This is a genomic window from Pantoea sp. X-Soil-ISGK-355, from assembly GCF_059730805.1.
Window position 1 is genome coordinate 748,865 of record NZ_AP035971.1, and the last position, 20,803, is coordinate 769,667.

Consider the following 20,803-nt stretch of genomic DNA (forward strand, 5'->3'; position numbering starts at 1 on the left):
TTATGCGTCGCATTTTATCAGTTCTGCTGGAGAACGAATCCGGCGCATTATCCCGTGTCGTCGGTCTGTTTTCGCAGCGCGGCTATAACATTGAAAGCCTGACCGTGGCACCGACCGACGATCCGACACTGTCGCGGATGACCATTCAGACAGTGGGCGATCAGAAGGTGCTGGAGCAGATTGAAAAGCAGCTGCACAAGCTGGTGGATGTGTTGCGTGTCACCGAGCTGGGGCAGGGCGCCTATGTTGAGCGCGAAATCATGCTGGTGAAGATTCAGGCCAGCGGTTATGGCCGTGAAGAGGTGAAGCGTAACGCCGAGATCTTCCGCGGTCAGATTATCGACGTGACGCCGACGCTGTACACGGTTCAGCTGGCAGGCACCAGTGACAAACTGGACGCCTTCCTGAATAGCGTTCGCGAGGTTGCCGAAATTGTTGAAGTGGCACGCTCCGGTATCGTGGGCGTTTCACGTGGCGATCGCATCATGCGTTAATCACGCTGCGTCACCATCGATCCTCACCTAACCCGGCGAAATGCCGGGTTTTTTTATTTTTTATGCGCCAGGCGGGTTACATTCAGAAAAGCGGTTGCTCCGCGCACTTTTCTGCTGTTAGATGATAGTCATAAGTTATCCATAGCTTAACTGCGGCTATTTTTGCCGTTAAAGCGGATTTGATGGTGGGGTTATCGTGAAACTGGATGAAATTGCGCGTCTGGCAGGCGTATCGCGCACCACGGCCAGTTATGTGATCAATGGCAAAGCGCGGCAGTATCGTGTCAGCGACAAAACCGTTGAGAAAGTCATGGCGGTGGTACGTGAGCATAATTATCACCCTAATGCGGTGGCTGCCGGGCTGCGCGCCGGGCGAACGCGCTCTATTGGGTTAGTCATTCCCGATCTGGAAAATACCAGCTATACCCGTATTGCGAACTATCTGGAGCGACAGGCGCGTCAGCGCGGCTATCAGCTGCTGATTGCCTGTTCTGAAGATCAGCCTGATAACGAAATGCGCTGCATTGAACATCTGTTACAGCGGCAGGTCGATGCGATAATCGTCTCTACCTCGTTACCGCCAGAGCATCCCTTTTATCAGCGGTGGATCAACGATCCCCTGCCGATTATCGCGTTAGACCGCGCGCTGGATCGTGAACATTTCACCAGCGTAGTGGGTGCCGATCAGGATGATGCACAGACGCTGGCCGCTGAATTGCGTCAGCTTGAGGTTAAAAATGTGCTGTTCCTTGGCGCGTTACCTGAGCTCTCAGTGAGTTTTCTGCGGGAGATGGGGTTCCGCGATGCCTGGAAAGACGATCCCCGCCCGATTGACTATATCTACTGCAACAGCTTCGAACGTACAGCCGCTGCGGCGCTGTTTGAAAAATACCTGGAAGATCACCCGATGCCGGAGGCGCTGTTTACCACCTCATTTGGTCTGCTGCAGGGTGTCATGGATGTGACGCTGAAACGTGACGGAAGACTGCCGACCGAGCTGGCCATTGCCACGTTTGGCGACCACGAATTACTGGACTTTCTTGAGTGTCCGGTCCTGGCGGTAGGGCAGCGTCATCGTGACGTAGCAGAGCGCGTACTGGAATTAGTTTTAGCCTCTTTAGATGAACCCAGAAAACCGAAACCGGGTTTAACCCGCATTCGTCGTAATTTATACCGTCGCGGACAATTAAGCAGAAAAGTTAAATGAGTAACGGGCAGTATTACGCTGCCCGCCCATTTTATTTCCGTAATGTACTGATTAAATAAACAGGTCGACGTAAAAAAGCGTAAATTCTGCTCATCAAATCTAACAAAGTCGAAAGGCTTATTTTTATTATCTGCTTACAACTTCAACAAACTTCCTGCCCCGTCTGGCCTGAAGCTGCTGTGCTTCCTTTCGGAAATCCCCTAAAATGCCGCCGCTGTCTCAGAAACTACGATAAATATTCAGCGCTTCACATTGTTTCATTTTTAGTCATTTTTACCCGGATCCTTATTTTTATTCAGGTATTCATTGGCTTAATTTTTATATTCCTTTTTTATTCGTTTATATCGTCGCCAGAAATTAATTTTGCGCTCTGTAAAGAGTGATATTCAACTACCGCTCCGGCTTGACAAGGATTTCATGGGATCCTTAAACTCGTTTCGTGGTAAAAAGTGGGATAAAGTGGCGTAAATGGGTGACCAGGAGGAGAGACTGGCATGTTCCGCGGAGCAACGTTAGTCAATCTCGACAGCAAAGGGCGGCTCGCCGTACCCACGCGATATCGCGATTTGCTGATTGGGGAGTCTCAGGGGCAGATGGTCTGTACCATCGACCTCCACCAGCCATGCCTGTTGCTTTATACCCTGCCCGAATGGGAAATCATTGAAAAAAAGCTGGCACGCCTTTCCAGTATGAATCCACTTGAGCGTCGCGTGCAGCGTTTGCTGCTGGGACATGCCAGTGAATGTCAGATGGACAATGCAGGCCGCCTGCTGCTGGCAAATACGCTTCGGCAGCATGCAAAATTAACCAAAGAAGTGATGCTGGTTGGACAGTTCAACAAGTTTGAGCTGTGGGATGAACAGACCTGGTATCAACAAGTCAGGGACGATATTGACGCAGAACAGTCGGCTCAGGAGCCTTTATCTGAGCGGTTGCAGGACTTGTCGCTATAGCTATGCAGGAAAATTTTAAACATACCACCGTACTGTTGGATGAGGCGGTTAACGGCCTCAATATCAGGGAAGACGGTATTTACATCGACGGTACTTTTGGCCGTGGTGGTCACTCACGCCTGATTCTTTCGCAACTGGGAGAGAAGGGAAGGCTGATCGCTATCGATCGCGATCCGCAAGCTATCGCCGCTGCTGCGGAGATCACCGACCCGCGTTTTTCAATTATTCATGGCCCTTTTTCCGCACTGGCAGAGTATGCCGCTGAACGGGATTTAGTCGGAAAAATTGACGGCATTTTACTCGATCTGGGGGTTTCATCACCGCAGCTGGATGATGCCGAACGCGGCTTCTCCTTTATGCGTGACGGACCGCTGGATATGCGCATGGATCCTTCGCGCGGTCACTCCGCCGCAGAATGGTTGCTGCACGCGGAAGAAGCGGATATCGCTTTCGTCCTGAAGACCTACGGTGAAGAACGATTCTCTAAACGTATTGCCCGGGCCATTGTCGAGCGCAATCGTGAACAGCCGATGACTCGCACCCGTGAGCTGGCTGAAGTCATCTCTGTCGCCATGCCCGTGAAAGATAAGTTTAAGCATCCGGCTACACGCAGCTTCCAGGCAATTCGTATCTGGATTAACAGCGAACTGGAAGAGATCGATATTGCGCTGAAAGGGGCGGTTGAGGTGCTGGCACCACAAGGTCGCCTCTCTGTCATCAGCTTCCATTCACTGGAAGATCGGCTGGTGAAGCGCTTCATGCGCGATCAGAGTCGCGGGCCACAGGTGCCTGCCGGGATACCGATGACTGAACAGCAGCTGCGAGCCCTGGGCGGGCGTGAACTGAAGCTGCTTGGCAAGATGTCGCCAGGTGACGCTGAAGTCTCTGAAAATCCACGTGCGCGCAGTTCGGTATTACGTATCGCGGAGAAAACCGACGCATGATCGGCAATGAGCGCCACAGTCTGCCCGCCGTCATCGGCGGGGATTTGCTGCGAAAAGGCAAGATTCCGGTGCTGTTGCTGATCGCTGTGGTGGTGTCTGCCGTGCTGGTGGTCACCACCACCCATAAAACACGCCTGCTTACCGCGCAGCGCGAACAGCTGGTGCTGGAGCGTGATGCGCTGGATATTGAGTGGCGCAACCTGATTCTGGAAGAGAATGCGCTGGGCGACCATAGCCGGGTTGAACGCATCGCCACCGAGAAGCTGCAGCTGCAGCACGTTGATCCTTCACAAGAAAATATCGTGGTGCAGAAATAAGGATTTCAGATAGCGAATGAGCGGCACAGGCAGAACGCTGAAGTTAAAGAAACCGGAAGATAAAGCCAGCTTTGTAAGCTGGCGTTTTGCGTTGCTGTGCGGCTGTATTTTACTGGCGCTGGGCGGTTTGCTGTCGCGTGTGGCCTGGCTGCAGGTGATCAATCCGGGCAAGCTGGTGAAAGAGGGCGATCTGCGCTCGCTGCGTGTTCAGGCTGTGCCGACTTCACGCGGGATGATCAGCGATCGCGCTGGCCGCCCATTGGCAGTCAGTGTACCGGTTAATGCCATCTGGGCTGATCCAAAAGAGCTGCATGCCGGTGGTGGCGTAACGCTGGACAGCCGCTGGAAAGCGCTGTCTGATGCGCTCTCTATTCCGCTTGATCAACTGGCGGCCCGCGTCAATGCCAATCCTAAAGGCCGCTTTGTCTATCTGGCGCGCCAGGTCAATCCCGCCATCGGTGAATACGTCAAAAAACTCAAACTTCCCGGTATTCATCTGCGCGAAGAGTCGCGTCGTTACTACCCTGCCGGGCAGGTGACCTCCCATCTGATTGGCTTTACCAATATCGACGGCCAGGGCATTGAAGGCATTGAAAAGAGCTTTGATAAATGGCTGACCGGTGCGCCGGGCGAGCGGACGGTACGCAAAGACCGTTATGGTCGCGTTATTGAAGATATCTCGTCAGTGGACAGCCGCGCCGCCCATAACCTGACTCTGAGTATTGATGAGCGCTTACAGGCGCTGGTCTACCGGGAACTGAATAATGCGGTGGCCTTTAACAAAGCGGAATCGGGCACCGCGGTGCTGGTGGATGTGAATACCGGTGAAGTGCTGGCGATGGCCAACAGTCCGGCTTACAACCCAAATAATCTCACCAACACGCCTAAAGATCTGATGCGTAACCGCGCAATTACCGACATCTTCGAGCCGGGTTCTACCGTGAAGCCGATGGTGGTGATGACCGCGCTGCAGCGCGGCGTGGTCAGAGAGAATAGCGTCCTGAATACCGTGCCGTACCGGGTCAATGGTCATGAGATCAAAGATGTGGCGCGCTACAACGAATTGACCCTGACAGGGGTTTTACAGAAGTCGAGTAACGTCGGTGTTTCACGTCTGGCGTTAGCGATGCCTTCCTCAGCGCTGGTAGAAACTTACGCGCGCTTTGGACTGGGCAAACCGACCAATTTGGGGCTGGTCGGGGAAAGCAGTGGCTTATACCCTAAAAAACAACGGTGGTCTGACATAGAGAGGGCCACCTTCTCTTTCGGCTACGGGCTAATGGTAACGCCGTTACAGTTAGCGCGAGTCTACGCAACGATTGGCAGCTATGGCATTAATCGCCCGCTGTCGATTACCAAAGTGGATCCGCCCGTCGCGGGACAACGCGTTTTCGATGAGTCACTGGTGAAAACCGTGATGCACATGATGGAAAGCGTGGCGCTGCCCGGTGGCGGTGGCGTTAAAGCGGCAATCAAGGGTTATCGCATTGCGATAAAAACCGGTACGGCGAAAAAAGTCGGGCCGGATGGACGCTACGTCAATAAATATATTGCTTATACCGCAGGCGTGGCGCCTGCCAGTCATCCCCGATTCGCGCTGGTGGTGGTGATCAACGATCCCCAGGCCGGCAAGTATTACGGCGGTGCGGTTTCTGCACCGGTGTTTGGTGCCATCATGGGCGGCGTACTGCGCACCATGAACATCGAGCCGGACGCATTACCGACGACCAATGACAGGAATGAGTTGGTGACTAACAGAAGTGAGGAATCAAGTGACAGATCGTAACCTGCGCGACTTACTCGGCCCCTGGGTGCCAGGTGCGCCGGCGCGCCCACTGCGCGACATGACCCTGGATAGCCGCATGGCGGCGTCTGGCGATCTGTTTGTCGCGGTTGCAGGCCATCAGGTCGATGGACGCCGTTTCATTCCGCAGGCGATTGCGCAGGGCGTCGCCGCCGTAGTGGCTGAAGCTGAGGATGAAGCGACCGACGGCGAAATCCGTGAGATGCACGGCGTACCGGTTATCTATCTGGCGCAGTTGAATCAGCGCCTTTCAGCCTTAGCAGGCCGCTTTTACCAGCAGCCGGGCGAGAAGCAGACGCTGATTGGCGTCACCGGCACCAACGGTAAAACCACGACTACCCAACTGCTGGCGCAGTGGGCGACGCTGCTGGGTGAGGCCAGTGCGGTGATGGGCACCGTCGGCAACGGGCTGGTGGGGCACTTAGTCGCCGCAGAAAATACGACCGGTTCAGCAGTGGACGTTCAGCATACGCTGCACGAACTCGCTGAAAAAGGAGCGACCCTGACCGCGATGGAAGTCTCGTCACACGGTCTGGTGCAGCATCGCGTTGCAGCACTGCCGTTTGCCGCTGCGGTCTTCACCAACCTCAGTCGCGATCACCTCGATTACCACGGTGACATGCCGGGCTATGAGTCGGCCAAATGGCTGCTGTTTTCTGAGCATCAGGTTGGACAGGCGATTCTTAACGCTGATGATGAAGTTGGTCGTCGCTGGCTGGCGCGCTTACCTGATGCGGTTGCCGTCACCATGGAGGATAACCTTCAGCCGGGCTGCCATGGCCGCTGGCTGAAAGCCGATGCGGTGGAGTATCACGACAACGGTGCGCATATCCGTTTCAGCTCAAGCTGGGGCAACGGTGAAATCGACAGCCCGCTGATGGGCGCGTTCAACGTCAGTAATCTGCTGCTGGCACTGGCGACCCTGCTGTCACTGGATTATCCACTGGCGACGCTGGTCAGTGTTGCACCACGGTTACAGCCGGTTAACGGGCGTATGGAAGTCTTCAGCGCTGCAGGAAAACCGACGGTCGTAGTGGATTATGCCCACACGCCGGATGCGCTGGAAAAAGCGCTGGAAGCGGCACGTCTGCACTGCAAAGGAAAACTCTGGTGCCTGTTTGGCTGCGGCGGGGACCGTGACAAAGGCAAACGCCCGTTAATGGGTGCGATTGCTGAGCAATATGCGGATGTGGTGGTGATCACCGACGACAATCCGCGTAGCGAAGATCCGCAGGCGATAGTAAAAGACATTCTGACTGGTTTGCTCGAACCGGGCCGCGCCCGCGTGGTATCGGGTCGTGCGCAAGCGGTCACTAACGCCATTATGCAGGCACAGCCTGACGATATCGTGCTGGTGGCGGGTAAAGGCCATGAAGATTATCAGATCATCGGCAACCGTCGTCTCGACTACTCCGATCGTGCCACAGTAGCGGCACTGCTTGGAGGCGCAGCATGATTCCGGTTTCATTAAAGATCCTGGCGGAAATTACCGGCGGCACGCTGCACGGCAGCGATTTAACCCTGAATGATGTGACCACCGATACCCGCAAAGTGACGGCGGGCAGCCTGTTTGTCGCGCTGGTGGGCGAACGCTTTGATGCCCATGACTTCGCCGTAGATGCCATTGCTAGTGGCGCACAGGCGCTGCTGGTAAGTAAGCATTTACCTGTCGCCGTGCCTCAGGTGGTGGTTGAGGATACCCGGGTTGCCTTTGGCCGACTGGGTGCCTGGGTTCGTCAGCAGTCGACCGCCCGCGTAGTCGCGCTGACCGGCTCTTCCGGCAAAACCTCGGTTAAAGAGATGACCGCAGCTATTCTGCGTCAGTGTGGCGAGACGCTCTACACCTCGGGCAATCTCAACAACGATTATGGCGTACCGATGACGCTGCTCCGCCTGACCGCAGAACATCAGTACGCGGTTATCGAGCTGGGTGCTAATCATCAGGGCGAAATCGCCTACACCACTGACCTGGTTAAACCGGAAAGTGCACTGGTGAATAATCTGGCCGCGGCACACCTGGAGGGCTTTGGCTCACTGGCCGGTGTCGCTAAAGCGAAAGGTGAGATCTTTCAGGGTCTGCCGGCTCACGGCATTGCAATTCTCAACGAGGAGAGCAACGACTGGCCAAACTGGCAGACCACGCTGCAGGACAAAACCGTGTGGCGCTTCTCGCCGCAGGCGGCTGAGTGTGATTTCTCCGCCCGGGATATCCGCATTGCGCAGGATGGCACCCATTTTGTGATGAACACACCGCGTGGCACAGCTGAGATCGTATTACCGTTGCCGGGTCGTCATAACATCGCTAACGCTCTGGCGGCGGCGGCACTGGCTCTGTCGGTAGATGCGCCGCTTAGCGCCGTTCAGCAGGGACTGAAAAACCTGCAGTCGGTGCCAGGTCGCCTGTTCCCGGTACGTCTCTCTGCGCATCAACTGCTGCTGGATGACAGCTACAACGCTAACGTCGGATCGATGACCGCCGCCGTCCAGGTCCTGTCAGAGATGCCTGGTTACCAGGTGCTGGTCGCGGGTGATATGGCGGAACTGGGTGAAGAGACTGAAAAATGCCACCGCGAAATTGGCGAAGCGGCACGCGAAGCAGGCCTTGACCGCGTACTGACCTGTGGAAAATTCAGCCAATTCATCAGTGAAAGCAGTGGCGTTGGTGAACATTTCAGCGATAAGACGGCGCTGACTGAACGTTTACGAGAATTGTTGTCCCAACACTCAGAAATTACCGTCCTGATAAAAGGTTCACGTAGTGCCGCCATGGAGCAGGTAGTACAGAGCTTAAAGGAGAAAGGAACATGTTAGTTTGGCTGGCCGAGCATCTGGTCGCTTTTTATTCGGGCTTTAACGTCTTTTCCTATCTGACGTTTCGCGCCATTGTCAGCCTGCTGACCGCACTATTTATCTCACTCTGGATGGGGCCGCGCCTGATCGCCTGGCTGCAGAAATTACAGATTGGCCAGGTCGTCCGTAACGATGGCCCGGAATCGCACTTCAGTAAGCGCGGGACGCCTACCATGGGCGGCATCATGATTCTGACCTCCATCACCATTTCGGTGCTGATGTGGGCCTATCCGTCGAACCCCTATGTCTGGTGCGTGCTGTTCGTGCTGGTCGGCTTTGGCATCATCGGCTTTGTCGATGACTACCGTAAAGTGGTGCGCAAAGACACCAAAGGCCTGATCGCCCGCTGGAAATATTTCTGGATGTCGGTGATTTCGCTGGGTGTGGCGTTCGGACTCTATGCGGCGGGCAAAGATACCCCCGCGACTCAACTGGTCGTGCCGTTTTTCAAAGACATCATGCCGCAGCTTGGCCTTTTTTATGTGCTGCTTGCCTACTTTGTGATCGTCGGAACGGGTAACGCGGTCAATCTGACCGATGGCCTGGATGGGCTGGCGATTATGCCAACCGTCTTTGTCGCTGCGGGCTTCGCGCTGGTTGCCTGGGCAACCGGTAATGTGAAGTTTGCTGAATACCTTCATATTCCCTATCTGCGTCACGCCGGTGAGCTGGTGATTGTCTGTACCGCTATCGTCGGGGCAGGGCTGGGCTTCCTGTGGTTCAACACCTATCCGGCTCAGGTCTTTATGGGCGACGTCGGCTCGCTGGCTTTAGGCGGCGCGCTGGGCACTATCGCGGTGTTACTGCGTCAGGAATTTTTACTGGTGATCATGGGCGGCGTATTTGTGGTTGAAACGCTGTCGGTGATCCTGCAGGTGGGATCGTTCAAGTTGCGCGGCCAGCGTATTTTCCGCATGGCGCCGATCCATCACCACTATGAACTTAAGGGCTGGCCGGAACCGCGCGTTATCGTGCGCTTCTGGATTATTTCGCTAATGCTGGTGCTGATTGGCCTGGCCACGCTGAAGGTGCGTTAATCATGGCTGACTATCGGGGTAGAAAAGTCGTCATCATCGGACTGGGCCTTACCGGGCTCTCCTGTGTTGATTTCTTTTTAGCGCAGGGCGTCACGCCTCGCGTGATGGATACCCGTGTCTCGCCGCCGGGACTGGATAAATTACCCGGGCAGGTTGAACGCCATCTGGGCGGCATTAATAGTGACTGGTTACTGGCGGCCGATCTGATTGTTGCCAGCCCAGGCGTCGCGCTGGCGCATCCGATTCTCAGCGAAGCGGTTGAAGCCGGAATTGAAATCGTCGGTGACATTGAGCTGTTCTGCCGCGAGGCGCAGGCACCCATCGTGGCAATTACCGGTTCCAACGGCAAAAGCACCGTGACCACGCTGGTGGGTGAGATGGCGAAAGCCGCAGGCTGGCAGGCCGGCGTCGGCGGCAATATTGGTCTGCCCGCGCTGAGTCTGCTGCAATCACCGGCCCAACTCTATGTACTGGAACTTTCCAGCTTCCAGCTTGAGACTACGCACAGCCTGAAAGCGGCTGCGGCAACCGTGCTTAACGTTACCGAAGATCATATGGATCGCTATCCGCTGGGTATGCAGCAGTATCGTGCTGCCAAGCTGCGGGTCTATGAGAATGCGCAGATCTGCATCGTTAACGCCGATGATGCGCTGACGATGCCAGTACGTGGTGCGGATAAGCGCTGCGTCAGTTTTGGTGTCGATTTCGGCGACTACCACCTCAACAAGCAGCAGGGCAGTATCTGGCTGCGGGTAAAAGGCGAGAAAGTCCTGAACACCGCTGAAATGAAGATGGTGGGACAGCACAACTACACCAACGCGCTGGCGGCGCTGGCGCTGGCTGATGCGGTGGGTCTGCCACGCGCCTCCAGCCTCGCGGCTTTAACGCACTTTAACGGTCTGGCGCATCGCTTCCAGCTGGTCCATGAACACCAGGGTGTGCGCTGGATTAATGACTCCAAAGCGACCAACGTCGGCAGCACCGAAGCGGCGCTGAATGGTCTGCAGGTAGAGGGAACGCTATGGCTGCTGATGGGCGGTGATGGTAAGTCAGCCGACTTTACGCCGCTGATCCCCTGGCTGCAGGGCGACAATGTGCGTATCTACTGTTTTGGCCGCGACGGCGATGCGCTGGCAGCGCTGCGTCCTGAGATCGCCGTACGCACGGAGACGATGCGTCAGGCGATGGAGCAGATCGCGCCGCAGGTCAAAGCAGGCGATATGGTTCTGCTGTCGCCGGCCTGCGCCAGCCTTGACCAGTTCCGTAACTTTGAGCAGCGCGGTGAGCAGTTCGCGCAACTGGCGAAGGAGCTGAGCTGATGCGTATTCCTGGCGCCGGACTGGCGGGTTACTTCTCAGGACGCCTGAAAGACTGGGTGATGGGCGCTCGCGAAAGTGATGACTCATCGCTGGTGCTTTATGACCGCACACTGTTATGGCTGACGCTGGGCCTGGCGGTAATTGGTTTTGTGATGGTGACGTCGGCGTCAATGCCGGTAGGTCAGCGTCTGAATGACGATCTTTTCTACTTCGCCAAACGTGATGCGTTTTACATCGTGCTGGCTTTAGGTATGGCGCTGGTCACGCTGCGGGTGCCGATGGATTTCTGGCAGCGCTACAGCAACGTGATGCTGATGGTCACGGTGGCGATGCTGCTGATTGTTCTGGTCGTCGGCAGCTCGGTTAACGGTGCCTCGCGCTGGATCGCGCTCGGGCCGCTGCGTATCCAGCCTGCGGAGCTGTCGAAGCTCTCCCTGTTCTGCTATCTCGCCAGCTACCTGGTGCGCAAAGTGGAAGAGGTGCGAAACAACTTCTGGGGCTTCTGTAAGCCGATGGGCGTGATGGTCGTGCTGGCTGTGTTACTGCTGGCGCAGCCGGACCTGGGTACGGTGGTGGTGCTGTTTGTCACTACGCTGGCGATGCTGTTCCTGGCCGGTGCCAAACTGTGGCAGTTCATGGCGATTATCGGCTCCGGTATTTTTGCGGTAATTCTGCTGATTATTGCCGAACCTTACCGTATGCGTCGTGTGACCTCGTTCTGGAACCCGTGGGAAGATCCGTTTGGTAGCGGCTACCAGCTGACGCAGTCTCTGATGGCATTTGGTCGCGGGGAATTCTGGGGGCAGGGGCTCGGTAACTCGGTGCAAAAGCTGGAATATCTGCCGGAAGCGCATACCGACTTTATTTTCGCCATCATCGGGGAAGAACTCGGCTATGTCGGTGTGGTAATGGCACTTTTAATGGTATTCTTCGTCGCTTTTCGTGCGATGTCGATTGGCCGTCGTGCTCTGGAACTGGATCAGCGTTTTTCCGGGTTTTTAGCCTGTTCAATCGGTGTCTGGTTCAGCTTCCAGGCGCTGGTTAACGTCGGGGCTGCAGCCGGTATGTTACCGACCAAAGGCCTGACCTTACCGCTGATCAGTTACGGTGGTTCGAGTCTGATCATTATGTCGACCGCCATCGTCTTTTTATTACGCATAGATTATGAAACGCGCCTGGCGAAAGCGCAGGCGTTTACCCGAGGTGGTCGATGAGCGGTAAGCGATTGATGGTGATGGCAGGCGGAACCGGTGGACATGTCTTTCCCGGTCTGGCTGTCGCCCATCATCTGATGGAACAGGGCTGGCAGGTTCGCTGGTTAGGCACCGCCGACCGTATGGAAGCCGATCTGGTGCCAAAACATGGCATTGACATCGACTTCATCCGCATCAGCGGGTTACGCGGGAAAGGCATGAAAGCGCTGCTGCTGGCACCGCTGCGCATCTTCAATGCATGGCGTCAGGCGCGTCGCATCATGAAAGCCTGGCAGCCGGATGTGGTGCTGGGCATGGGCGGCTACGTTTCTGGTCCTGGCGGCTTAGCGGCGTGGAGCTGTGGTATTCCTGTGGTGCTGCATGAGCAGAATGGGATCGCCGGGCTGACCAACAAATGGCTGGCGAAAATCGCCACCAAAGTTTTGCAGGCGTTTCCGGGCGCGTTTCCCGCCGCCGATGTGGTGGGAAATCCGGTTCGTACTGATGTTCTGGCTCTGCCTTTGCCCGCGCAACGTCTGGCGGATCGTCATGGCCCGATTCGGGTACTGGTGATTGGCGGCAGTCAGGGTGCGCGGATTCTGAACCAGACGCTACCGCAGGTTGCGGCGCTGGTGGGTGATGAGATCACCCTGTGGCATCAGACGGGTAAAGGGGCACAGCCCGAAACAGAGAAAGCGTATCAGCAGGTCGGACAGACGCAGCATAAGGTCACTGAGTTTATTGATGACATGGCTGCCGCCTACGCCTGGGCTGATGTGGTGGTATGTCGCTCCGGCGCATTAACCGTGAGCGAAGTCGCTGCCGCCGGATTACCGGCGATTTTCGTGCCGTTTCAGCACAAAGATCGCCAGCAGTACTGGAACGCGCTGCCGCTGGAGAAAGCGGGCGCCGCCAGAATTTTTGAGCAGCCGCAGTTTACTGCGGAGGCTGTAGCGGATCTGCTACGCCACTGGGATCGCGTAACACTGCTGACGATGGCTGAGCAGGCCCGTCAGGTGGCGATTCCCGATGCGACTGAACGAGTCGCTCAGGAAGTGGCTCGCGCCGCAAAGTAATCATTCCGGTCAGCGTGTCTGACCTGTACCCCGAGTGGGTACAAACTGAAATAGCAGGTAACTGAGAGCGATGAATACACAACAATTGGCAAAACTGCGTTCTATCGTGCCTGAGATGCGTCGCGTCCGGCACATCCACTTTGTCGGCATCGGTGGTGCTGGCATGGGCGGTATTGCCGAAGTGTTAGCAAATGAAGGCTACCATATCAGCGGTTCAGATCTGGCCCCTAACCCGGTGACACAGAACCTGATTGCGCTGGGGGCCACCATTTATTTTAACCATCGCCCCGAAAATGTGACCGATGCCAGCGTCGTAGTCGTCTCCAGCGCCGTATCGCAGGATAACCCGGAACTGGTGGCAGCACGTGAGCAGCGTATCCCGGTGATCCGTCGCGCGGAGATGCTGGCTGAACTGATGCGTTTCCGTCACGGCATCGCCGTTGCGGGTACGCATGGCAAAACGACCACCACGGCGATGGTGTCGAGTATTTATGCGGAAGCGGGTCTTGATCCAACCTTCGTTAACGGCGGTCTGGTTAAAGCAGCGGGTACTCATGCGCGTCTGGGTCACAGCCGCTATCTGATTGCCGAAGCAGATGAGAGCGATGCGTCGTTCCTCCATCTGCAGCCGATGGTGGCGATTGTGACCAACATCGAAGCTGACCATATGGACACCTATCAGGGCGATTTTGAGAACCTGAAGCAGACGTTTATTAACTTCCTGCATAACCTGCCGTTTTACGGTCGTGCGGTGATGTGTGTGGACGATGCGGTCATCCGTGATCTGATACCGCGTGTGGGACGTCATATCACCACGTACGGTTTCAGTGACGATGCTGATCTGCGCATTGAAAATTATGAGCAGAGTGGCGCGCAGGGGCATTTCACCCTGATCCGTCAGGACAAGGCGCCACTGCAGATTACGCTGAACGCGCCGGGTCGCCATAACGCCCTGAACGCGGCGGCAGCGGTCGCCGTCGCCACTGAAGAGGGCATTGAAGACAATGCCATACTGGCTGCGCTGGAGAGTTTCCAGGGTACGGGGCGTCGCTTTGATCTGCTGGGTGAATTCCCGACAGAGCCGGTCAATGGACAGCCGGGCAGCGCGATGCTGGTAGATGATTACGGTCATCATCCCACCGAAGTGGACGCGACGATTAAAGCCGCGCGCGCAGGCTGGCCGGATAAAAAACTGGTGATGGTGTTTCAGCCGCACCGTTACAGCCGCACCCGCGATCTGTTTGATGATTTCGCCAACGTGCTGTCGCATGTCGATGTGTTGCTGATGCTGGATGTGTACTCCGCCGGTGAAACCGCGATTCCGGGTGCCGACAGCCGTTCGCTGTGCCGTGCCATTCGTAACCGGGGCAAGGTTGATCCGATTCTGGTGCCGGAACATGACGCGCTGCCGGAGATGCTGGCACCGCTGCTGTCAGGCAATGACCTGATTCTGGTACAGGGCGCCGGTAACGTCGGCAAGGTTGCCCGCAAGCTGGCGGAGACTAAGCTTCAGCCGGAACGCAAAGCGGAGGATCGTCATGGCGGATAAAGTTGCCGTATTAATGGGCGGCACCTCAGCAGAGCGTGAGGTTTCGCTGAACTCGGGTCAGGCCGTCGTCGCCGGACTGCGTGAAATGGGCATCGATGCGCATGGCATTGATACCCGCGATGTGTCGGTGCTGACGCTGAAAGAGCAGGGCTTTACCAAAGCCTTTATCGCGCTGCATGGCCGGGGCGGAGAAGATGGCACGATGCAGGCGGTACTGGAGTTTCTGCAACTGCCTTACACCGGCAGCGGCGTAATGGCATCGGCTGTGACCATGGATAAGCTGCGCACCAAACTGCTGTGGCAGGGTCGCGGATTACCGTCAGGAAAATTTGTCTGGCTGACGCGGCAGCAGTTCGATGCCGGGCTGGATGCCGAGAGCAACGCGGCGATTACAGCGCTGGGTCTGCCACTGTTTGTTAAGCCAGCCTGTGAAGGCTCCAGCGTGGGTATCAGCCGGGTTAACGAGCTGAGCGCGCTGTCTGCCGCACTGGAAATGGCGTTTAAGTACGACAATGACGTACTGGTCGAGGCGTTTCTCAGCGGCGCGGAGTATACCGTCGCGATTGTGGGCGATCATATTCTGCCCTCAATTGAAATAAAGAGCGCCAGTGAGTTCTATGACTATGAAGCTAAATACATTTCTGACGATACTCAGTACGTCTGTCCGGCCGGGTTAAGCGCTGAACGTGAAGCTGAATTACAGCAGCTGGTGCTGGCGGCCTGGCGTGCACTGGGCTGTCGTGGCTGGGGACGGGTTGATGTGATGACGGATGGGGCAGGGAATTTCCAGCTACTGGAAGCCAATACCTCGCCGGGCATGACCAGTCACAGTCTGGTTCCTATGGCAGCGAAACAGGCGGGCATGAGTTTCCCGCAGCTGGTTGCCCATATTCTGGAGCTGGCCGACTGATATGTCACAGGCGGCGATGAGAGTTCGAAACCGTGAACCGCAGGAGCGTATTCGCACCGGGCGCAGTAACGGAGCCCGACTGTTCGGCATTGTTTTTCTGCTGATCGTTATCGGGATTATGGTTGCTGGCGGGCTGGTAGTGTTGAAGTGGATGAACGATGCGTCCCGGCTGCCGCTTTCAAAGCTGGTGGTAACAGGACAGACGCACTACACGACTCACGACGATATCCGTCAGGCGATTCTATCGCTGGGTCCGCCTGGCACGTTTATGTCTCAGGATGTGGATATCCTGCAGCAGCAGATTGAGCGACTGCCGTGGATTAAGCAGGTCAGCGTACGTAAGCAGTGGCCAGACGAACTGAAAATCCATCTGGTGGAGTATACGCCAGTGGCGCGCTGGAACGATTTGCATATGGTGGATGCTGAAGGTGTCTCCTTCAGCGTACCCGCCAGTCATGCCGGCAAAGAGACAATGCCGATGTTGTATGGGCCTGAAGGGAGTGAGAAAGAGGTCCTGGCGGGCTATCACAGCATGGATGATGTGCTGAAAGCCCGGAAGTTTACTCTGAAGGTGGCGTCGATGACGGCCCGTCGTTCATGGCAGCTGGTTACCAGTGATGATGTACGCATCGAACTGGGGCGCAGCGACACTATGAAACGACTGAATCGCTTTATTGAGCTCTACCCGGTGCTGCAACAGCAAGGTCAGAACGAGAGCAAACGTATCAGCTACGTGGATTTGCGATACGACTCTGGCGCTTCTGTTGGCTGGACACCGGTCGTGATGGAGCCACAGGACAGTAATCAGCAACAGAACCAGGCACAGGCTAAACAACAATGATCAAGGCAACGGACAGAAAACTGGTAGTTGGACTCGAAATCGGCACTGCAAAGGTTGCCGCCCTGGTTGGGGAAGTTCTGCCCGATGGTATGGTCAACATTATTGGGGTGGGCAGTTGCCCTTCCCGCGGTATGGATAAAGGTGGCGTAAACGACCTTGAGTCGGTGGTGAAATGCGTTCAGCGCGCCATCGATCAGGCTGAGCTGATGGCAGATTGCCAGATCTCCTCCGTCTACCTTGCTTTATCGGGCAAACATATCAGTTGTCAGAACGAAATCGGGATGGTTCCGATTTCGGAAGAGGAAGTGACTCAGGATGATGTAGAGAACGTTGTACATACTGCCAAATCGGTAAGAGTACGTGACGAGCACCGCATCCTGCACGTGATTCCTCAGGAATACGCAATTGATTATCAGGAAGGGATTAAGAATCCGGTCGGACTGTCCGGCGTGCGCATGCAGGCAAAAGTGCACCTGATCACCTGCCACAACGATATGGCGAAGAACATCGTTAAAGCCGTTGAGCGTTGCGGACTGAAAGTGGATCAGCTGATTTTTGCCGGCCTCGCCTCCAGTTTTGCGGTTCTGACTGAAGACGAACGTGAGCTGGGCGTCTGTGTTGTCGATATTGGTGGCGGTACAATGGACATAGCCGTATATACCGGCGGCGCTTTACGGCACACTAAGGTGATTCCGTATGCAGGCAACGTTGTCACCAGCGATATCGCGTATGCGTTTGGTACACCACCAACGGATGCTGAGGCGATTAAAGTGCGCCATGGTTGCGCGCTGGGCTCGATTGTCGGCAAAGATGAGAACGTTGAAGTGCCGAGCGTAGGCGGACGTCCACCGCGCAGCCTGCAACGTCAGACGCTGGCGGAAGTGATTGAGCCGCGTTATACCGAACTTTTGAATCTGGTCAATGACGAGATTCTGCAGTTACAGGAACAACTGCGTCAGCAGGGCGTGAAACATCATCTGGCCGCAGGCATTGTCCTGACCGGTGGTGCAGCGCAAATCGAAGGACTGGCGGCCTGTGCGCAACGCGTATTCCATACGCAGGTGCGTATCGGACAGCCGCTGAATATTACCGGCCTGACTGACTATGCGCAGGAATCGTACTACTCCACCGCCGTGGGACTGTTGCATTACGGCAAAGAGTCGCACATGAACGGTGATGCAGAGACCGAAAAACGGGTTTCAGTAGGTAACTGGTTCAAGCGTATTAACAGTTGGTTAAAAAAAGAGTTTTAATTTTTGTGAAAGGGGATCATGCTGTTTTCTTTAGTGATCTCCAGGCGACAGGCACATAACGGAGAGAAATCATGTTTGAACCTATGGAATTAACCAACGACGCGGTGATTAAAGTCATCGGCGTCGGTGGCGGCGGCGGTAACGCCGTAGAGCACATGGTACGCGAACGTATCGAAGGTGTGGAATTCTTTGCTGTGAATACCGACGCGCAAGCGCTGCGTAAAACAGCTGTCGGCCAGACCATCCAGATCGGTAATAACATTACCAAAGGTCTGGGTGCGGGTGCGAACCCGGAAGTGGGCCGTAACTCTGCAGAAGAAGATCGCGAAGCACTGCGGGCTGCGCTGGAAGGGGCAGACATGGTCTTCATCGCAGCAGGCATGGGCGGCGGTACCGGTACCGGTGCAGCGCCTGTGGTCGCTGAAGTGGCCAAGGATCTCGGTATCCTGACGGTGGCAGTTGTCACCAAGCCATTCAACTTCGAAGGCAAGAAACGCATGGCGTTTGCCGAGCAGGGGATCGCTGAACTCTCCAAGCATGTCGATTCACTGATCACCATTCCAAACGACAAGCTGCTGAAAGTGCTGGGTCGTGGCATTTCCCTGCTGGATGCGTTTGGCGCGGCCAATGACGTGCTGAAAGGCGCAGTACAGGGTATCGCCGAACTGATCACCCGTCCGGGCCTGATGAACGTCGACTTTGCTGACGTGCGTACAGTGATGTCCGAAATGGGCTATGCAATGATGGGTTCAGGCGTGGCGTGCGGTGAAGATCGTGCGGAAGAAGCGGCTGAAATGGCGATCTCCAGCCCGCTGCTGGAAGATATCGACCTGTCAGGTGCCCGTGGCGTGCTGGTCAACATTACTGCGGGCTTCGACCTGCGTCTGGATGAGTTCGAAACCGTGGGTAACACTATCCGCGCCTTCGCTTCTGACAACGCGACCGTGGTAATCGGTACGTCGCTGGATCCGGAAATGAACGATGAACTGCGCGTTACCGTGGTGGCAACCGGTATCGGTATGGACAAGCGTCCGGAAATCACCCTGGTGACGAACAAGCCAGCCAGTCAGCCTGTGATGGATCATCGCTATCAGCAGCACGGTATGTCACCGCTGCCGCAGGAGCAGAAGCCTGCTGCCAAAGTCGTTAACGACCAGGCTGCGCAGTCGAATAAAGAGCCAGACTATCTTGATATTCCGGCCTTTTTACGTAAACAGGCCGACTAGGATTAACCCTATAATTGGGATTCTCCGCTCTTTGTGCTAAAGTGTCTGTCCGCTGGTAAAGTATACTGGCGGTCGGAAAGGTGATACTGCGAGATAATGCGATGATCAAACAAAGGACATTAAAACGTATTGTTCAGGCGACTGGTGTCGGTTTACATACCGGCAAAAAAGTCACACTGACATTACGCCCTGCGTCGGCTAATACCGGGGTCATCTATCGTCGCACCGACTTGAATCCACCGGTAGATTTTCCGGCTGATGCAAAATACGTGCGCGACACCATGCTGAGTACCTGCCTGGTGAACGATGAAGGCGTGCGTATTTCAACGGTTGAACACCTTAATGCCGCCCTGGCGGGTCTGGGTATTGACAACATTATTGTTGAAGTCGATGCACCAGAAATCCCGATCATGGATGGCAGCGCAGCACCGTTTATCTATCTGCTGATGGATGCGGGCATCGAGCAGCTCAACAGCGCGAAGAAATTTGTGCGTGTTAAGCAGACCGTGCGTGTGGAAGAGGGTGACAAATGGGCTGAGATCAAACCGTATAACGGTTTCTCACTCGATTTCACCATCGACTTCAAACACCCGGCTATCGATTCCAGCTCACAGCGCTATGCGATGAACTTCTCTGCTGACGCCTTTGTTCGTCAAATCAGCCGGGCGCGTACATTTGGCTTTATGCGTGAAATCGAATATCTGCAGTCTAAAGGCCTGTGCCTGGGCGGTAGCTTAGATTGTGCGATAGGTCTGGATGATTTCCGCGTACTGAATGAAGAAGGTCTGCGTTTTGAAGACGAGTTTGTCCGTCACAAAATGCTGGACGCGATTGGCGACTTGTTTATGTGTGGTCACAACATCATTGGCGCATTCACTGCGTTCAAATCGGGCCACGCGCTGAACAACAAGCTGCTGCAAGCAGTTCTGGCTAAGCAGGAAGCCTGGGAATGGGCAACCTTCGAAGACGAAGCCGAACTGCCGCTGGCATTCAAAGCACCGAACCTGGTTCTGGCTTAATTACCCCAGAACGAGAAACGGCTGGTTATGCTGACACCCTCTCCGGTCAGCGGCACCAGCCGTTTTTTTATTGCCTTCCATAACACACCTGATAACGGCGACCTCGCCCGCAAAGCGTTGTCTGTTCTGCTGAATTGCTGAACAATTACACGCGTTTTCTCTCGCCGCCTCTTTAATCCCAGGTGTGGATGCCCCACATTAATGTTACTATCTGTGGCGCTTTTACAGGCCGAAATCCGTTGCGGCTCGCGGCGGGTACCAGAAAACAAGAGCGCAACAGAGCATGCGCGATGGAAAGGTTGTGATCGGGATTCTTCTGCGCTGGCGACAATTAGGTAGACGCTACTTCTGGCCCCATCTCCTGTTAGGGATGGTAGCGGCCAGCTTTGGCCTGCCAGCCTGTGCGCAAAGCTCCGAACTCAACGCCTCGTCTGAATCGCCGGCCAGCAGTCTCTTTCTGGGCAATGCTACCCGCTTTGATCATTTAATCCGGCTTCAGGAAGTATCCCGGCGACCGAGCTTCAGCGTGGATTACTGGCATCAGCACGCCATCCGCACCGTTATCCGTCACCTCTCTTTCACGCTGGCACCTCAGGTGCAGGCGGAGCAACAGCAATTACCGCTGGCGGCACAAAAGCTGGCGCTGATCGACTCACTGCATAATTTACTGACATCACATTCTGCGCTGCACACTGCACCGCAGCAGATATCTGCCCCCCCTCTTTTCATGGCCGCTACCCGCTCATGGGTAGAATGGCATGCCAGTGTGCATGGCATTCGCGCCGGACCCGCCCGATTGTTCTGCTAATAT

At 55.6% G+C, this 20,803-nt stretch carries 19 protein-coding genes; all 19 read left to right on the forward strand.

Annotated features, from left to right (window positions below; genetic code table 11):
* Nucleotides 1-2: 2 nt before the first annotated feature.
* The 19 genes from ilvN (at nt 3) to secM (ending at nt 20,800) form a co-directional block, all read left to right on the forward strand.
* On the forward strand, nt 3-494 hold the full coding sequence (ilvN, locus tag AC6I8J_RS03215; protein ID WP_009092152.1) for an acetolactate synthase small subunit: 492 nt from the start codon (nt 3-5) through the stop codon (nt 492-494).
* A gap of 196 nt (nt 495-690) precedes the next feature.
* Entirely contained in the window at nt 691-1,701 is a 1,011-nt protein-coding gene (gene cra, locus AC6I8J_RS03220; RefSeq protein WP_013356758.1) for a catabolite repressor/activator, read from the forward strand.
* Between the two features lie 494 nt (nt 1,702-2,195).
* Nucleotides 2,196-2,654 (forward strand): division/cell wall cluster transcriptional repressor MraZ, encoded by a 459-nt coding sequence (mraZ, locus tag AC6I8J_RS03225; RefSeq protein WP_009092149.1) that lies wholly within the window; start codon nt 2,196-2,198, stop codon nt 2,652-2,654.
* A gap of 2 nt (nt 2,655-2,656) precedes the next feature.
* A complete protein-coding gene (rsmH, locus tag AC6I8J_RS03230) occupies nt 2,657-3,598 on the forward strand; it encodes a 16S rRNA (cytosine(1402)-N(4))-methyltransferase RsmH (RefSeq protein WP_222924567.1) in 942 nt (313 codons plus the stop codon).
* Nucleotides 3,595-3,915, forward strand: a complete 321-nt coding sequence (ftsL, locus tag AC6I8J_RS03235) for a cell division protein FtsL (protein WP_003854764.1) — start codon at nt 3,595-3,597, stop codon at nt 3,913-3,915. The genes rsmH and ftsL overlap by 4 nt, the downstream gene beginning before the upstream one ends.
* Nucleotides 3,916-3,931: 16 nt before the next feature.
* Nucleotides 3,932-5,701 carry a peptidoglycan glycosyltransferase FtsI gene (locus tag AC6I8J_RS03240; protein ID WP_013356760.1) on the forward strand — a complete coding sequence of 590 codons (1,770 nt, stop codon included), beginning with the start codon at nt 3,932-3,934 and terminating at the stop codon, nt 5,699-5,701.
* Complete coding sequence (gene murE, locus AC6I8J_RS03245; protein ID WP_497825084.1) at nt 5,688-7,175, forward strand: UDP-N-acetylmuramoyl-L-alanyl-D-glutamate--2,6-diaminopimelate ligase; 1,488 nt, start codon at nt 5,688-5,690, stop codon at nt 7,173-7,175. The genes AC6I8J_RS03240 and murE overlap by 14 nt, the downstream gene beginning before the upstream one ends.
* Nucleotides 7,172-8,530, forward strand: coding sequence for a UDP-N-acetylmuramoyl-tripeptide--D-alanyl-D-alanine ligase (gene murF / locus AC6I8J_RS03250; protein ID WP_497825085.1), 1,359 nt, complete (start codon nt 7,172-7,174; stop codon nt 8,528-8,530). Before murE ends, murF begins: the two co-directional genes overlap by 4 nt.
* Entirely contained in the window at nt 8,524-9,606 is a 1,083-nt protein-coding gene (gene mraY / locus AC6I8J_RS03255) for a phospho-N-acetylmuramoyl-pentapeptide-transferase (protein WP_013356763.1), read from the forward strand. The genes murF and mraY overlap by 7 nt, the downstream gene beginning before the upstream one ends.
* Nucleotides 9,607-9,608: 2 nt before the next feature.
* Nucleotides 9,609-10,925 (forward strand): UDP-N-acetylmuramoyl-L-alanine--D-glutamate ligase, encoded by a 1,317-nt coding sequence (gene murD / locus AC6I8J_RS03260; protein ID WP_497825086.1) that lies wholly within the window; start codon nt 9,609-9,611, stop codon nt 10,923-10,925.
* Entirely contained in the window at nt 10,925-12,139 is a 1,215-nt protein-coding gene (ftsW, locus tag AC6I8J_RS03265) for a cell division protein FtsW (protein ID WP_222924564.1), read from the forward strand. Before murD ends, ftsW begins: the two co-directional genes overlap by 1 nt.
* The gene (gene murG, locus AC6I8J_RS03270) at nt 12,136-13,194 is read left to right on the forward strand and encodes an undecaprenyldiphospho-muramoylpentapeptide beta-N-acetylglucosaminyltransferase (protein WP_161731624.1); all 1,059 of its coding nucleotides are present in this window, start codon (nt 12,136-12,138) and stop codon (nt 13,192-13,194) included. Before ftsW ends, murG begins: the two co-directional genes overlap by 4 nt.
* Nucleotides 13,195-13,264: 70 nt before the next feature.
* Nucleotides 13,265-14,743 carry a UDP-N-acetylmuramate--L-alanine ligase gene (gene murC, locus AC6I8J_RS03275; protein ID WP_161731622.1) on the forward strand — a complete coding sequence of 493 codons (1,479 nt, stop codon included), beginning with the start codon at nt 13,265-13,267 and terminating at the stop codon, nt 14,741-14,743.
* Nucleotides 14,733-15,653 (forward strand): D-alanine--D-alanine ligase, encoded by a 921-nt coding sequence (locus tag AC6I8J_RS03280; RefSeq protein WP_161731620.1) that lies wholly within the window; start codon nt 14,733-14,735, stop codon nt 15,651-15,653. The genes murC and AC6I8J_RS03280 overlap by 11 nt, the downstream gene beginning before the upstream one ends.
* A gap of 1 nt (nt 15,654) precedes the next feature.
* The gene (ftsQ, locus tag AC6I8J_RS03285) at nt 15,655-16,494 is read left to right on the forward strand and encodes a cell division protein FtsQ (protein WP_161731618.1); all 840 of its coding nucleotides are present in this window, start codon (nt 15,655-15,657) and stop codon (nt 16,492-16,494) included.
* On the forward strand, nt 16,491-17,747 hold the full coding sequence (gene ftsA, locus AC6I8J_RS03290) for a cell division protein FtsA (RefSeq protein ID WP_010253890.1): 1,257 nt from the start codon (nt 16,491-16,493) through the stop codon (nt 17,745-17,747). The genes ftsQ and ftsA overlap by 4 nt, the downstream gene beginning before the upstream one ends.
* A gap of 71 nt (nt 17,748-17,818) precedes the next feature.
* On the forward strand, nt 17,819-18,973 hold the full coding sequence (ftsZ, locus tag AC6I8J_RS03295; protein ID WP_003854738.1) for a cell division protein FtsZ: 1,155 nt from the start codon (nt 17,819-17,821) through the stop codon (nt 18,971-18,973).
* A gap of 101 nt (nt 18,974-19,074) precedes the next feature.
* On the forward strand, nt 19,075-19,992 hold the full coding sequence (lpxC, locus tag AC6I8J_RS03300; protein ID WP_031376704.1) for a UDP-3-O-acyl-N-acetylglucosamine deacetylase: 918 nt from the start codon (nt 19,075-19,077) through the stop codon (nt 19,990-19,992).
* Nucleotides 19,993-20,293: 301 nt separating this feature from the next.
* Nucleotides 20,294-20,800, forward strand: coding sequence for a secA translation cis-regulator SecM (secM, locus tag AC6I8J_RS03305; protein WP_374206929.1), 507 nt, complete (start codon nt 20,294-20,296; stop codon nt 20,798-20,800).
* The last annotated feature ends 3 nt before the right edge of the window (nt 20,801-20,803 follow it).